This is a genomic window from Arthrobacter sp. P1_C12_2 (genome assembly GCF_056406415.1).
The window spans coordinates 1-14,824 of the sequence record NZ_JBFUAF010000037.1 but is presented as its reverse complement, the minus strand read 5'-3'; the positions used below and the strand labels follow the sequence as shown (position 1 = coordinate 14,824).

Sequence of the window (14,824 nt, the reverse complement as noted above, 5' to 3'; positions counted from 1 at the left end):
ACACCGAGCACCGCCATTCCGGGATCGGTTACTACACCCCGGAATCCGTTCACGAGGGCACCTGGCCCGAGTGCCGGGAACGACGCCAGAGGGCCCTGGACACCGCATGGGCAGCGAACCCCCACAGGCACCACCAGCGCCCCCGGGCACCCACCGTCCACACCGAAAGCTGGATCAACGACCCCAGGAAACGAACCCGCGAACTAGCGAATCCGTCTCAAAGAGGTTGACAGGTTCCGAATACCCCTAGCGCCAGGACGTTTGCGGGTCGCCAGGCTGAATACGCCGCGGAAGTCGTGGTGATACCGAAGTACCTCGACGCAGGGTGGGCTGAATTCGAGCGGGCGCCGGGGTCCTGCAAAGGAGCGCATCGCCGACCAGAGCTTGCGGAGGCCGCCTGCGGCCGGAGGAAGCGGCGGGAGGTGTCTAAGCGACGGCAGGGCGCCGGTGTCCGCGAACCCAGCCGCCGGCAGACCAACCAGCTTAGAACCGGTGCCGGTTGGCCAGGACTGGGAGTTTGGTGCGGGCTTCTTGGACTGTGGCGGTGTCCAGGTCGGCGAAGAGCAGGCCGGGGGCGCCGTCGAGCTCTTCCAGGATGTCGCCCATGGGGGAGACGACCACGGAGTGTCCGACGCCGGTGGGGGCGGAACCTTTGACCGGGTGACCCACGCTGGCGGGGTCGCCCTGGCCGCAAGCGAGGACCAGCGTCGTGGAGTCCAGGGCGCGGGCGCGGGCCAGGAGCTTCCACTGCTCGGCCTTGCCGGGGCCCGAGCCCCAAGAGGCGCACACAATGTTGACGTCGGCGCCGCGGTCCGCGTTTTCCGTGAACAGGTCCGGGAAGCGGACGTCGTAGCACGTGGCGAGGCCGAACGTCACGCCGTCAAGCTCGAAGGTGACGGGGGCGGTGCCGGCGTCGACCGTGTCCGACTCGGCGAAGCCGAAGGCATCGAACAGGTGGATCTTGTCGTAGCTGGCCTCGAGGCCGCGGCCGGCGACCAGCAGGGTGTTGCGCACCTTGGCACTGTTCCCGGCGGTGCCCGGAGTGAACATGCCGGCGACGATCACGATGCCGAGCTCGGCGGCGAGGGCGCGCACGCGTGATGCCCACGGACCGTCCAGCGGCTCGGCGATATCCAAGAGTGAATTGCCGAAGGCCCGCATGGTCGCTTCCGGGAACACCACCAGGTCCGCGCCGCCRGCCTTGGCCTGGCGCGCGTAGGCGTCCACGAGGACCAGGTTCGCGGCCAGGTCGCGGCCGGTGATGATTTGGGCTAGTGCAACGCGCACAATTACCTCCAACTCGGCGCTTCATTACAGTATGCAGCGCGGCGGTCCGTACACTGCAAAACGTCATGAAAACGAAAACGGGGGCCATTTGTCTGGCCCGGCTAAGCTTTAAGCAATGGTTATGTCTTACATAGATACCGCTTCCACCGTAGACGCTTCGCGGGCGTTTCCGCTGGGGATCAGCGTTCCGCATACCGGATCACCGGCAGTGGACGATCCCCGGGGCGCGTTCGCCAACGTGGCCGTCTACGCGCCCGGCGTGACCACGCTGGAGATCGAATATCAGCCGCCCGGGGGAACCTGGCAGGTCAAGACCCTGCCCAACGTCACCGACGGCGTCCACCACGGAATTGTTGAGGGCATTCCCGCCGGTTCGCGCTATGGCTTCCGGTCCTCCCCGGAACACGAGGCCCTCCCGCTGTCCATGCCGGCCACGGATTTCGATGCCGTCGGCGAGCAGCCGTTGCTGATGGACCCCTATGGCCGGGCAGTCGACGAACGTGAGGGCCTGATTACCAGCGTCCGGGTCGGCAACGACTTTGATTGGGGGCTGGATCGCAGCCCCCGCGTCCCGTGGCGCAACACGATCGTCTACGAGGCCCACGTCCGGGGCCAGACGAAGCTGCACCCGGATATTCCGGAGGACCTGCAGGGAACGTACGCCGGGATGGCCCACCCGGCCATGATCGAGCACCTGATCTCGCTGGGCGTCACGGCGATCCAGCTCCTGCCCGTCCATTTCCACGTGGACGAGCCGCACCTGCAGCAGCTCGGCCTGACGAACTACTGGGGCTACAACACGGCCGCCTTCTTCGCCCCGCACCCCGGCTACGCCACCGAGGCCGCCCGGGCCGCCGGTGCCCACGCGGTCCAGGACGAGTTCAAGGGCATGGTCAAGCTGCTGCATGCCGCCGGGCTGGAAGTCATCCTCGACGTCGTCTACAACCACACCGCCGAGGGCGGCACGGACGGTCCCACCCTGAGCTTCCGCGGCCTGGGCGAGATGCAGTACTACCGCAACGACGGCCACGGCAAGTATGTGGACACCACAGGCTGCGGGAACAGCCTGAACTTCGGCGAACCCCGCGTGGTGCAGCTGGTGCTGGATTCCCTGCGCTACTGGGTGAGCGAGTTCCACATCGACGGCTTCCGCTTCGACCTCGCCGTCACGCTCTGCCGCAACAGTGCCAACGAATTCGATCCCCGGCACCCCTTCCTCGTCGCGGTGGGCGCCGACCCGGTCCTGTCCGGCGTCAAGTTGATTTCCGAACCCTGGGACGTGGGCTACGGCGGCTGGCAGACCGGCCGGTTTCCCGCCGGGTGGGTGGACTGGAACGATCATTTCCGCGATGCCGTCCGCAGCTTCTGGCTTGCTGACCGTGCCGCGATCGACGGCGGCGGCAGCGGCGGGCCGGTGGCGCGTCTCGCGGACGCCCTCTCTGGTTCCGCGCGGCTGTTCGAGTCCTCGGGCCGGTCCCGGCTTGCCTCGCTGAACCTGATCACGGCCCACGACGGCTTCACCTTGGCCGATCTGACGGCCTACGACCGCAAGCACAACGAGGCCAACGGCGAGCAGAACCGGGACGGCCACGGCGACAACCGCAGCTACAATCACGGCTTCGAGGGCCCCACCGAGGACGGCGACATCCTCGCGCGGCGCGCCCAAAGCAGGCGGAACCTGATGGCCTGCCTGATGATTTCCCTGGGCGTGCCCATGATCACCGCCGGTGACGAAATCGGCCGGACCCAGCAGGGCAACAACAATGCCTACTGCCAGGACAACGCGCTCACCTGGATCGACTGGACCAGCACCACGGAATCCCACGCAATGCTGCGCACCACCAAGCGCGTCATCCGGCTGCGCAAGGAGTTCCTGGCCAGCCAGCCGCATGATTACCCGATGCGTGACAAACAGTCGTACTTCCACTGGTTCGATGTGGACGGCAAACCCATGTCCGCCGACACGTGGAATGACCCCGGCCACCGCGTGATCCAGCTCCTGCTCGGGTCCGACGACGGTCACGTCGACGGCCTCGTGGTGGTCAACGGCGCCGCCGACGACGTCAAGGTCACCCTGCCGCGGCTGAGCAACGAGGACGGCACCGGGCACAGGCTCTTCGAACTCCGCGTGACCACATCCGAACTCCATGACCGGCGTCAGGGCGCCCGCGTCGCCTCCGGCGAACGCGACCTCGTCCAGGCCAACACGATCAATATCTACCGCACCTAATTATTTCGAGATTAAGGACGCCATGAAGATTTACTCGGCCGAGACCTGGACCATCGAAGAACTCACGGCGCAAAGCGACGACGCCGGCCGCCGCGCGCTGGTGGTTCCCGCCGCCGACACCAAGCAGGCGGTCCTGGACGCGTTCAACGAGCTCCTGGACTTCCCCGAGGACTACGGCACGGACCTGGATGCCCTGCACGATTCGCTGCACGACGTCGCGGATTCCGTGACGGACGACGGCGAGGCGCCCGTTACCTTCATCTGGCAGGTGCCCGCCGCCCTCCGCGCGGACCGCTCCTTCGCCGTCATCTGCGAAACGCTGCAGGACGCCGAAGGCTACGCCGGCAACAGCCTGGACGTCATCGCTGTCTGCCTCTAAGTGACGCCGGGAATGACGCCAGGCGGTGACGGCCGGCCCTTGACGATCAGGCGTTGACGATCAGGCCAAGTTCGGCCTTGGACGCCAGCGCCTCGTTCTTGGGGAGCACGCGCACGGTGTAGCCGAAGGACCCCGAACGGTCGATCACCAGCGTGCCGCTGAAGAGGTGCCGGCCCTTGCCGAGGTCTTCGGCGGCCTTCAGCTCCGCGACGGTGATGTCCGTCAGCTCGTCGGTGTCCTCGGCCCGGCCGTAGGCCACTTCAACATAGACGTCGTCCGGTGAGAGCTCACGCAGGGCCACGTACGCATTGACCTGCAGCAGATCGCCGATCTGCGGGTCCTCGGAGACCCCCACCGAGTCGACGTGCTCCACCTGGATGTGCGGCCACGCGGCCCGGATCCGTGAGCTCCACGCGGCCAGGGACTTGGCCTGGGCGTAGTTGTCCGCCACGGCGTGGCGTCCGGCGATCGCGGCGGGCCGGTACAGGACGTTGACGTAGTCCCGGAGCATCCGTTCCGCTGAAACCGCCGGGCCCAGGTGGGACATGGTGTGCTTGATCATGGAGACCCAGTGCGTGGGAACCGCCTGCGGGCCCGGCTGGGACGGTCCGGCAGCGCCGGCGGCGTCGGACACGGTCAGGCCGTAGAACCGCGGTGCCACCTGCGTTTCGAGCAGCTCGTACAGTGCCGCCGCCTCGATGTCGTCGCGTTCTTCAGGGGAGGCGTCGTTGTTGGCGGTCGGGATCGCCCAGCCGTTCTCGCCGTCGTACATCTCGTCCCACCAGCCGTCCATGACCGAGAGGTTCAGCGAACCGTTCAGGGCAGCCTTCATCCCGGACGTGCCGCAAGCCTCCAGCGGGCGCAGCGGGTTGTTCAGCCACACATCGCAGCCGGGGAACAGGGTCCGGGCCATGGCGATGTCGTAGTTGGGCAGGAACGCGATCCGGTGCCGCACGGCGGGGTCGTCGGTGAACCGGACCAGGTCCTGAATCATCTTCTTGCCGGCGTCGTCGGCCGGGTGCGACTTCCCGGCGATGACCAGCTGGATGGGGTGCGTCTTGTGCAGCAGCAGCGCCTTGAGCCGCTCCGGGTCGCGCAGCATCAGGGTCAGCCGCTTGTAGGTCGGCACGCGCCGGGCAAAGCCGATGGTCAGGATGTCCGGATCCAGGACGGAGTCCGTCCACGCCAGCTCGGCGTCGGCCGCGCCGCGCTTCTTCCAGGCGGCCCGGAGCCGGCGCCGGACATCGTCCACCAGGGACACCCGCATCTCGCGCCGCAACGCCCAGAGGTCCTCGTCGGTGACGTTGTAGGCCAGGTCCCAACGGCCCTGCGCCTCCGCCTCGGCGCCGAACTGGTCCCGCGCCAGCGCGGCGATGCGGGGGTCCACCCAGGTGGGGACGTGCACGCCGTTGGTGACGGAGGTGATGGGGATTTCGGAGTGGTCGAAGCCCGGCCAGAGGGCGGAGAACATTCCGCGGGAGACGACGCCGTGCAGTTTGGCCACGCCGTTGGCCCGCTGGGCCAGCCGCAACCCCATGACTGCCATGTTGAACACGAAGGGGTTGCCGTCGGCGAAGTCCTCGCGGCCCAGGTCCAGGATCTTGGCCACCGGGACGTCGGGGGCGAGGCCGGCCTCGAAGAAGTGCTGTATCTGGGAGATTTCGAAGCGGTCGATCCCCGCCGGCACCGGCGTGTGGGTGGTAAACACCGTGGACGCCCGCCCAGCGGCCAGGGCCTCCTCCCAGCTCAGCGGCTCCGTGCCGGACATCAGTTCCTGGATCCGCTCGACGCCAAGGAACCCGGCGTGGCCCTCGTTGGTGTGGAAGACCTCCGGCGCGGGGACGCCCGTGAGCCGCTGGAATTCCCGCAGCGCCTTGACCCCGCCCATGCCCAGCAGGAGTTCCTGCTGCAACCGGTGGTCACCGCCGCCGCCGTACAGGCGGTCGGTGATGCCGCGGGCGGCTTCGTCATTGCCCGGAACGTTGGAATCCAGCAGCAGCAGCGGAACGCGTCCGACGTCGGCCCGCCACACGTGCGCCAGCAGGCGCCGGCCCTGGGGGAGCGGAAGCGAGATCTGGATCGGTTTGCCGTTGCCATCCGCGGCGGCCTCGCGCAGGAGCGTCAAAGGGAGCCCGTCCGGGTCGAGGACCGGGTACGTTTCCTGCTGCCAGGCGTCCCGGGAGAGCGATTGCTTGAAGTAACCGGCCTGGTACAGGAGGCCGACGCCGATCAGCGGCACGCCGAGGTCCGAGGCCGCTTTCAGGTGGTCCCCGGCCAGGATGCCAAGGCCGCCCGAATACTGGGGCAGGACCTCGGTGATGCCGAACTCGGGCGAGAAGTACGCGATGCACGCCGGGGCGCCGTCGCCCAGGCTCTGGTACCAGCGCGGCTGTTCCAGGTACCGGTCGAGGTCGTCGGCTGCGGCGTGGACACGCTGCACCACGTCCTGGTCGGCGGCAAGGCGCTGCAGCTCTTCACGGCTGACCAGGCCCAGGAACGTCACGGGGTCGTGGGCGCTCTCCGCCCAGATCCCGGGGTTGAGCCCCTCAAAAAGCTCCCGGGTGGGCCGATGCCAGGACCACCGGAGATTGGTGGCGAGCCGGGCCAGCGGCCGGATCGACTCCGGGAGAACGGTTCGGACAGTAAATCTGCGGATTGCCTTCACCAGCGAAACACTAACCGACAAGTCGGTGCCCCGGAACCGGTTTAAGATTCTTTCCTGTAAATGACGAATATCGGTCCGGCCAGGACCGGAAACCTCCGGAAAACGTTCGAGGGCTTAGCATTCTGGCCGTTTTGTAGATAACGTCGAGCCTGTGACGAATAACTCGCGAACCAGCGCCGTGTCCAAGCAAAAGCCCAAGGCCCTGATCACGGATGGCCTTCGATTTGGCCGCTTTCCGATCACCGCCGTGCAGCCTTCGGTGGACGGCGGAAAGTTCCCCGCCAAAGCCGTCGAAGGCCAAAGCATTGTGGTTGGAGCCACCGCGTTCCGGGAGGGACACGACCAGCTCGGCGTCAGCGCCGTCCTGCTCGATCCCCGCGGCAAAGAGCGGCAGCGGGTCCGCCTCGCCCCGCCGCGCGGACCCCGCGGAATGGGCACGGACCGCTGGGAAGGCCTCCTGACCCCGCCCGCCACCGGCAACTGGTCCTTCGTCATCGAGGCCTGGCACGACCGCTACGGCACCTGGCACCACAACGCCGAGGTCAAGGTAGAGGCCGGCATCGACGTCGAGCTCATGCTGTCCGAAGGTGCCGCCCTGCTGGCGGAAGCCTCCCAGGACGCCTCCCGCCCCTCCGGTGACCGCAGAACGCTGCGGATGGCCGTCGTCGTACTCTCAGACACCTCCCGGACACCCGAGGAGCGCCTCGCCGCCGGCTTCGGCGCCGACGTCGCTGCCGTGGTCGAACGCCAGCCAATCCGCGAACTTGTGACGGTTTCCGAGCCCTACCCGCTGCTGGTGGAACGAACGCTAGCCGGGTCCGGCGCCTGGTACGAATTCTTCCCGCGCTCCGAAGGCGCCGTGCGCAACCACGAAACGGGGGAATGGACCTCCGGCACCTTCCGCACCGCCGCGCAGCGCCTCGACGCCGTCGCCGCCATGGGTTTCGACATCATCTACATGCCGCCGATCCACCCGATCGGTGTCCAGCACCGCAAGGGGCCGAACAACACCCTGATCGCCGGGCCGCACGATCCCGGCTCACCGTGGGCCATCGGGTCCCAGGAGGGCGGCCACGACGCCATCCACCCGGACCTGGGGACCTTCGAGGACTTCGACGCCTTCGTGGCGCGGGCCCGCGAACTGGGACTCGAGGTCGCCTTGGACCTGGCATTGCAGGCCGCGCCGGACCACCCGTGGGTGCAAAGCAACCCGGAATGGTTCACTACGCGCGTCGATGGCACTATTGCCTACGCCGAGAATCCGCCAAAGAAATACCAGGACATTTTCCCGCTGAATTTCGACAACGACCCCGCCGGTCTGTCCAACGAAATTCTCCGGATTGTCATGCTCTGGGTCAGCCACGGCGTCAAGGTGTTCCGGGTGGACAATCCGCACACCAAACCCGTGTGGTTCTGGGAATGGCTGATCGGCAAGGTTAATAAGAAGCACCCCGACGTCGTCTTCCTTGCCGAGGCGTTCACCCGCCCGGCCATGATGCACGCTCTGGGCCGGGCCGGCTTCCAGCAGTCCTACACCTACTTCACCTGGCGGAACACCAAGGAAGAACTGGAGACATACTTCCAGGAGGTCAGCCACGAATCGGCGGCCTACTTCCGGCCAAACTTCTTCGTCAACACTCCGGACATCCTCACCGAATACCTGCAGTTCGGCGGCCCGGCGGCCTTCAAGATCCGTGCCGCGCTGGCCGCGACGGCAAGCCCCATCTGGGGCGTGTACGCCGGCTTTGAGCTCTACGAACACGTGGCGCGTCCCGGAGCCGAGGAGTACATCGACAACGAGAAGTTTGAGTACAAATCCCGCGACTGGGACGCGGCGGCAGAATCGGGACGCAGCCTGGCCCCGTACCTGACCCGGCTCAACGCGATCCGGCGCGCGCACCCGGCGCTGGGGGATCTGCAGAACCTGACGGTGCACCAGAGCTCGGACAGTTCCACCGTGGTGTACTCCAAGCACAAGAGCCTCCCGGACGGGACCAAGGACACCCTGATCATCGTCGTCAACGTGGACCCGCACGGCACCCGGGAGAGCACAGTGTCCCTGGACCTGGCGGCGCTGGAACTGGACCCGGTGAACTTCACGCACAACGGCCGCTTCATGGTTGAAGACCTGCTGACCGGCGAGAGTTGGGAATGGGGGGAGTACAACTACGTCCGCCTGGACCCGCACGTCGAGCCCGTTCACATTCTTAGCATCCGGAGGTAGTGCCAGTGAGTTTCAGCCCGCAGAACCCCAGCCAGCACTTCAGCCCGAGACAGAGCTTTGAACTGAACGCTCCGGGCCTCCAGCACGATCCCCTCTGGTACCGCAAGGCCGTTTTCTACGAGGTGCTCGTCCGTGGCTTCGCCGACGGAAACGGAGACGGCTCGGGCGACTTCCACGGCCTGATCGAGAAACTGGACTACCTGCAGTGGCTGGGGGTGGACTGCCTCTGGCTCCCGCCGTTCTTCCAGTCACCGCTGCGCGACGGCGGCTACGACATCTCGGACTACAACTCCGTGCTGGACGAGTTCGGCACCATCAGCGACTTCAAACGGCTCGTGGCGGAGGCCCATGCCCGGGGCGTCCGGGTCATCATCGACCTTCCGTTGAACCACACCTCCGACCAGCACCCGTGGTTCCAGGAGTCGCGCAAGGACCCCGACGGTCCCTTCGGCGACTTCTACGTCTGGAGCGACACGGACGAGAAGTATGAAGACGCGCGCATCATCTTCGTGGACACGGAGGAATCCAACTGGACCTTCGACCCCATCCGCCGGCAGTTCTTCTGGCACCGGTTCTTCAGCCACCAGCCCGACCTCAACTTCGAGAACCCCAAAGTCATTGACGCGCTCTTCGACGTCGTGCGGTTCTGGCTGGACCAAGGCATCGACGGCTTCCGGGCCGACGCCATCCCCTACCTGTTCGAGGAGGAGGGCACCAACTGCGAGAACCTGCCGCAGACCCACGAATTCCTGCGCCAGTTGCGCCGGATGGTCGATGAAAGCTACCCGGGCCGGGTCATCATTGCCGAGGCCAACCAGCCGCCCGCCGAAGTGGTGGAGTACTTTGGCACCGAAGAGGAACCGGAGTGCCACATGGCGTTCCACTTCCCGATCATGCCGCGCCTCTACTATGCGCTGCGTGACCAGAAGGCGGCCCCCATCATCGAGACGATGAAGGACACCCCTGACATCCCCGAAGGCGCCCAGTGGGGCACGTTCCTGCGCAACCACGACGAACTGACGCTGGAAATGGTCACCGCTGACGAGCGCGCCGCGATGCTTGGCTGGTACGCGCCGGATCCGCGCATGCGCGCCAACATCGGCATCCGGCGCCGCCTGGCCCCGCTGCTGGATAACTCCCGCTCCGAAATCGAGCTCATCAACGCTCTGCTGCTGTCCCTGCCGGGCAGCCCGTTCCTGTACTACGGGGATGAGATCGGCATGGGGGACAACATCTGGCTCGAGGACCGTGACGCCGTCCGCACCCCGATGCAATGGAACCCGGACCGAAACGCCGGGTTCTCCGCCGCCGACCCGGGCAAGCTGTACCTGCCGGTGATCCAGTCGCTGGTCTACAACTACAGCATGGCGAACGTGGAGGCCGAGGCCGCGCATTCGGGATCGCTGCTGCGCTGGACCCGGCAGATCCTGAGCGTCCGCAAGAACCACCCCGCCTTCGGACTCGGCGGATTCAAGCACGTGGAGGCTGACCACGACGTCGTCCTCGCTTACCTGCGTGAACTCCCGGAAGGCAACGCCGCCGGTGCGGACGCCGAGACCATCCTGTGCGCCTTCAACCTCTCGCAGCACCCCGTCGCGACCACGCTGCGCGTGCCGAACTTCGCCGGCCGGGGGCTCCGGGACGTGTTCGGCGGCCAGGCCTTCCCGGCCATCGGCGATGACGGAACGCTGACGCTGACCCTGGGCAGCCACGACTTCTTCTGGTTGCGGATCCGTTCCGCCGCCTCCAACCCGGCGTCCCCGTTCACGCAGGCGATGCCTATCCTGTCCATCGAGGGCTGAGATGACTCGACCGACCCTTGCCCCGGCCTTGAGCGGACTGCTTGGCGCCTGGCTGCCGCGCCAGCGATGGTTCCCCGTCAAGACTGCCGAGTTCACCTTCGAACCGGCGGGCTCCCTGCGCCTGGAGACCGGCACCGGCGGCGGCGCCCCCGGCGCGACCGCGTTCGAGGTGCTGCTGGTTGCGGTGTCCTACCCCACGCCCGGCGGCAGCCGCACCGACGTCGTCCAGGTGCCGCTCAGTTTCCGGCCAGAGCCCCTGCCGGGGGCAGAGCGCGCGCTGATCGGAGAACTTCCCGGCACACGCAATGATGCCGCCCACCAGTGGGTCTACGACGGCGTCCATGACGCCTCCTTCGTCGCCGCCTGGCTCGAGCTCATGCGCCACGGCGGGACGACGCCGTCGGGCAACGCCACCGGCTATCTGGTGGAGTCCGGCTACCGGCTGCCGTTCGCAACAGGCAAGGTCAAGGTCCTCGCCGGCGAGCAATCGAACAGCTCGGTGATCGTCGACGACGACGACGGCGGCACAGTCGCCATCGTGAAGTTCTTCCGGGTGCTGTCCGAAGGCCAGAATCCCGAGGTTGAAATCGGCGCGGCGCTGACGGCAGGGCGCACCGCGGAGGTCCCGGCAACCCTTGGCTGGGTAGCCGGCGAGTGGGAGACGCCGGCGGCTGCAGCCGGGGCGGAGCCGTCCGGTCCCGCCCGTCCTGCGCGCGGCGAGCTCGCAGTTGCGCACGAATTCCTCGCGGGCGGACTCGATGCCTGGCGGCTCGCCGTGGACGCGGCCAGCCGGGGGACCGGGTTCGCTGCCGAGGCCCACGCGCTGGGCGCGGCGACGGCCACCGTGCACCGCAGGCTCGCCGAGGCGCTGGGCACAGCCGCCGAATCTGCGCCGGGGAAGGACATCGCTCCGGGAGTAGCCGAGCGCGTCCGCCAGTCCTGGGCCCAGGCCGGCCAGGCCGTCGGGCCCTACGAAGAAGCGCTGAACGGTCTCCTCGGCCGGCTCGAGGGCACCAGCGCAGGGCCGCTCCAGCGTATCCATGGCGACCTCCATCTCGGGCAGATCCTGCAGGTTCCCGGCAGTACCGTCCCGGGCGCGCCCGGGGCTGCGCGCTGGGCCATCCTCGACTTCGAGGGTGAGCCCCTGCGGCCCATCTCCGAACGCAACTTCCCCGACGTCCCCCTTCGCGACGTCGTGGGCATGCTGCGGTCCTTCGACTACGCCGCCGGCGCCGCCGTCCGCGAAAATCCCGGTGCCGTGGTGCCGGGGACCTGGGTGGACGACTGCGCCGAGGCCTTCCTGGCCGGCTACGCCGACGTCATCCCCGGCAGCATCGACCGCGACTCGCCGCTCTTTGTGGCACTGTGGCTCGACAAAGCCCTCTACGAAGTTATCTACGAACTAAGGAACAGGCCGGACTGGCTCTCCATTCCGGTGAATGCATCGCGTCGTCTCCTTGGCAGTACAGGTTCCGGCGTCGCCGCCGGAGCCGCAGCGGAAGGTATAAAAATGACAGGATCAGCACGTATCGATCGGCCCGGCACACCACTGCCCGTGGATGGTGAAACCCTTGCGAGGGTCTCCAGCGGCGAACACCACGCACCCCACTCGGTCCTGGGCGCCCACCTCGATGACCACGGCCACGTCACGATCCGGACGGTCAAGCACTTGGCGGAAGCGGTCTCTGTCGTGACGTCGGCAGGCTCGACGCCCATGACGCACGAATCGGATGGCGTATGGGTGGCCGTGATGGAGCCGCTTGAGCACGGCCACGTACCGGACTACCGGCTCGAAGTGACCTACAAGGACCACGAGCCGCAGGTCATGGACGACCCTTACCGCTACCTGCCGACCATCGGCGAAGTGGACCTGCACCTGATCGGTGAGGGCCGGCACGAACGGCTGTGGGACGTCCTCGGCGCGCATGTACAGCACTACAAGTCCTCGCTGGGCGACGTCGACGGCGTGTCCTTCGCCGTCTGGGCCCCGAACGCCCAGGCAGTGCGCGTCAAGGGCGACTTCAACGGCTGGGACGGCCGCGAACACTCCATGCGCTCCCTCGGTTCCACCGGTGTGTGGGAAGTCTTCATCCCGGGCGTTGTAGCAGGGGCGTGCTACAAGTTCGAACTCAGGACCCGGCACGGTTACTGGGTGGAAAAGGCGGACCCGCTGGCCTTCGGGACTGAGGTCCCGCCGCTGACGGCATCCCGGGTGGTGGAGCCCTCCTACGTCTTCAAGGATGCCGAGTGGATGCAGGCCCGCGCCGACCGCGATCCGCACAACTCGCCCATGAGCGTCTACGAGGTCCACCTCGGCTCCTGGAAGGTGGGGCTGGGCTACCGCGAACTGGCCAAGGAACTCGTGGAATACGTCAAATGGCTCGGCTTCACCCACGTGGAGTTCATGCCCGTGGCCGAGCACCCCTTCGGCGGCTCGTGGGGCTACCAGGTCACGTCCTACTTCGCGCCGACCTCCCGCTTCGGGCACCCGGACGAATTCCGGCACCTCGTCGACGAACTCCACCAGGCCGGCATCGGCGTCCTCCTTGACTGGGTCCCGGCGCACTTCCCCAAGGACGAATGGGCCCTGGCCCGGTTCGACGGCGAACCCCTGTACGAGCACGCCGATCCGAACCTGGGCGAACACCCGGACTGGGGAACGCTGATCTTCGACTTCGGCCGCACGGAGGTGCGCAACTTCCTGGTGGCCAATGCGCTGTACTGGCTCGATGAGTTCCACATTGACGGGCTGCGCGTGGACGCGGTCGCCTCCATGCTGTACCTGGATTACTCGCGCGAAGAGGGACAGTGGCAGCCAAACCGCTACGGCGGCCGCGAAAACCTTGAGGCGATCTCCTTCCTCCAGGAAGTCAACGCCACGGTCTACAAAACCCACCCCGGCGCGGTCATGATCGCCGAGGAATCCACAGCATTCCCCGGTGTTACGGCCCCCACCAGCGGCGGCGGCCTGGGCTTCGGCCTCAAGTGGAACATGGGTTGGATGCATGACTCGCTCAAGTACATGGCCGAGGACCCGTACAACCGCCGGTGGCACCACGGCACCGTCACGTTCTCGATGGTCTATGCCTTCACGGAAAACTTCCTGCTGCCGATCAGCCACGATGAAGTTGTGCACGGCAAGGGCTCCATGCTGCGCAAGATGCCCGGCGACCGGTGGCAGCAGCTGGCAAACCTGCGCGCGTTCCTGGGGTATCAGTGGGCCCACCCGGGCAAGCAGCTGATCTTCATGGGCACCGAGTTCGGCCAGGAAGCGGAATGGTCGGAACAGTACGGCCTGGACTGGTACCTCGCCGACATCCCGGCACACAACGGCATGCAGCTCCTGACCAAGGACCTCAACGAGCTGTACCGATCCACGCCGGCACTGTACGAACAGGACAACCAGCCCGAAGGTTTCCAGTGGATCAACGGGGGAGACTCGGACCGCAATGTGCTGACGTTCATCCGCCGCGATGCGGACGGCAACCCGCTGGTCGTCGCCGTGAACTTCTCCGGCGGCCCGCACACGGACTACCTCCTGGGCGTCCCGACGGCCGGCAAGTGGCAGGAAGTGCTCAACACCGACGCCGCCAGCTATGGCGGTTCCGGGGTGGAGAACGCCGGAACGCTGACGGCGACGAAGGAGGGCCTGGACGGACAGCCGGCCACGCTCACCGTCACCCTGCCTCCGCTTGGAGCCGCCTACTTCAAACCGCTGGGCTAGGCACAGCGCCCGGGCAGTACACGGGGCGCGCGTCGAGGAGTGGTTGCGAGAGGCCCGGAATCCCAGTGATTCCGGGCTTTTCTGCACCGTCTTCCGGGCGGCTTTGTCAGCCGGGCCAAGTGGTGGTAGAGTTTATTTCCGCGCTGCTCCCCGGAGTTGAACGGCCACCAAGACCCAGAAGCCTATGGCAAGAATGAGTCTGGACCGCCGATTTGACTAGGGTGAAGCGGCCGGGTAAGTTTGAAAAGTTGCTCCGGAGCGATCCGCGACCGAATGTTGGTTGTGGTGGTGCCGGGTGTGTCTGTTGTTTGAGAACTCAATAGTGTGCCAAGTTTGTTGATACCAATTTATTGTATTGAATTGGTTGAATTGACTGGATTGCGCCACCCCGTGGTGTGGTCTGGTTTTTACAGCTGGTTTCAAATTTTGTGCAGCGTGTGCATCCCGTTTTCCCGGGGGCGCATGTTGTGTCTGTTTTACTTCAACGGAGAGTTTGATCCTGGCTCAGGAGGA

General features: G+C 66.5%; 7 protein-coding genes and 1 pseudogene. 6 read left to right on the top strand and 2 right to left on the bottom strand.

Translation table 11 applies throughout. The features are described from left to right. Positions 1 to 230: pseudogene (locus tag AC1DZQ_RS22165) on the top strand (hypothetical protein); the annotation flags it as partial. A gap of 253 nt (positions 231 to 483) precedes the next feature. Here the strand turns inward: AC1DZQ_RS22165 and AC1DZQ_RS22160 are convergent. Further along, positions 484 to 1,287, bottom strand: coding sequence for a carbon-nitrogen hydrolase family protein (locus tag AC1DZQ_RS22160; RefSeq protein ID WP_476965519.1), 804 nt, complete (start codon positions 1,285 to 1,287; stop codon positions 484 to 486). Between the two features lie 115 nt (positions 1,288 to 1,402). Between AC1DZQ_RS22160 and glgX the strand changes: the two genes are divergently transcribed. After that, the gene (gene glgX / locus AC1DZQ_RS22155) at positions 1,403 to 3,517 is read left to right on the top strand and encodes a glycogen debranching protein GlgX (RefSeq protein WP_476965518.1); all 2,115 of its coding nucleotides are present in this window, start codon (positions 1,403 to 1,405) and stop codon (positions 3,515 to 3,517) included. Positions 3,518 to 3,539: 22 nt separating this feature from the next. Then, on the top strand, positions 3,540 to 3,896 hold the full coding sequence (locus AC1DZQ_RS22150) for a barstar family protein (protein ID WP_476965517.1): 357 nt from the start codon (positions 3,540 to 3,542) through the stop codon (positions 3,894 to 3,896). Positions 3,897 to 3,942: 46 nt separating this feature from the next. On the opposite strand, the gene glgP is transcribed toward AC1DZQ_RS22150, so the two are convergent. Then, entirely contained in the window at positions 3,943 to 6,561 is a 2,619-nt protein-coding gene (glgP, locus tag AC1DZQ_RS22145; protein ID WP_476965516.1) for an alpha-glucan family phosphorylase, read from the bottom strand. Between the two features lie 151 nt (positions 6,562 to 6,712). On the opposite strand from glgP, the gene AC1DZQ_RS22140 reads away from it, so the two are divergent. Genes AC1DZQ_RS22140 through AC1DZQ_RS22130 form a run of 3 tightly spaced genes read left to right on the top strand, consistent with a single transcriptional unit; the run spans position 6,713 to position 14,311 of the window. Continuing rightward, positions 6,713 to 8,785: an alpha-1,4-glucan--maltose-1-phosphate maltosyltransferase gene (locus tag AC1DZQ_RS22140; protein WP_476965515.1), complete on the top strand. Its 2,073-nt coding sequence runs from the start codon at positions 6,713 to 6,715 to the stop codon at positions 8,783 to 8,785. Positions 8,786 to 8,790: 5 nt separating this feature from the next. Beyond that, complete coding sequence (gene treS / locus AC1DZQ_RS22135) at positions 8,791 to 10,587, top strand: maltose alpha-D-glucosyltransferase (RefSeq protein ID WP_476965514.1); 1,797 nt, start codon at positions 8,791 to 8,793, stop codon at positions 10,585 to 10,587. A gap of 1 nt (position 10,588) precedes the next feature. Further along, positions 10,589 to 14,311 carry a 1,4-alpha-glucan branching enzyme gene (locus AC1DZQ_RS22130; RefSeq protein WP_476965513.1) on the top strand — a complete coding sequence of 1,241 codons (3,723 nt, stop codon included), beginning with the start codon at positions 10,589 to 10,591 and terminating at the stop codon, positions 14,309 to 14,311. The last annotated feature ends 513 nt before the right edge of the window (positions 14,312 to 14,824 follow it).

What these genes read in the sequence shown, in the direction of transcription:
- glgX (WP_476965518.1), top strand. Translation starts at nt 1,403, where the DNA reads ATGGTTATGTCTTACATAGATACCGCTTCCACCGTAGACGCTTCGCGG.
- AC1DZQ_RS22150 (WP_476965517.1), top strand. Translation starts at nt 3,540, where the DNA reads ATGAAGATTTACTCGGCCGAGACCTGGACCATCGAAGAACTCACGGCG.
- AC1DZQ_RS22130 (WP_476965513.1), top strand. Translation starts at nt 10,589, where the DNA reads ATGACTCGACCGACCCTTGCCCCGGCCTTGAGCGGACTGCTTGGCGCC.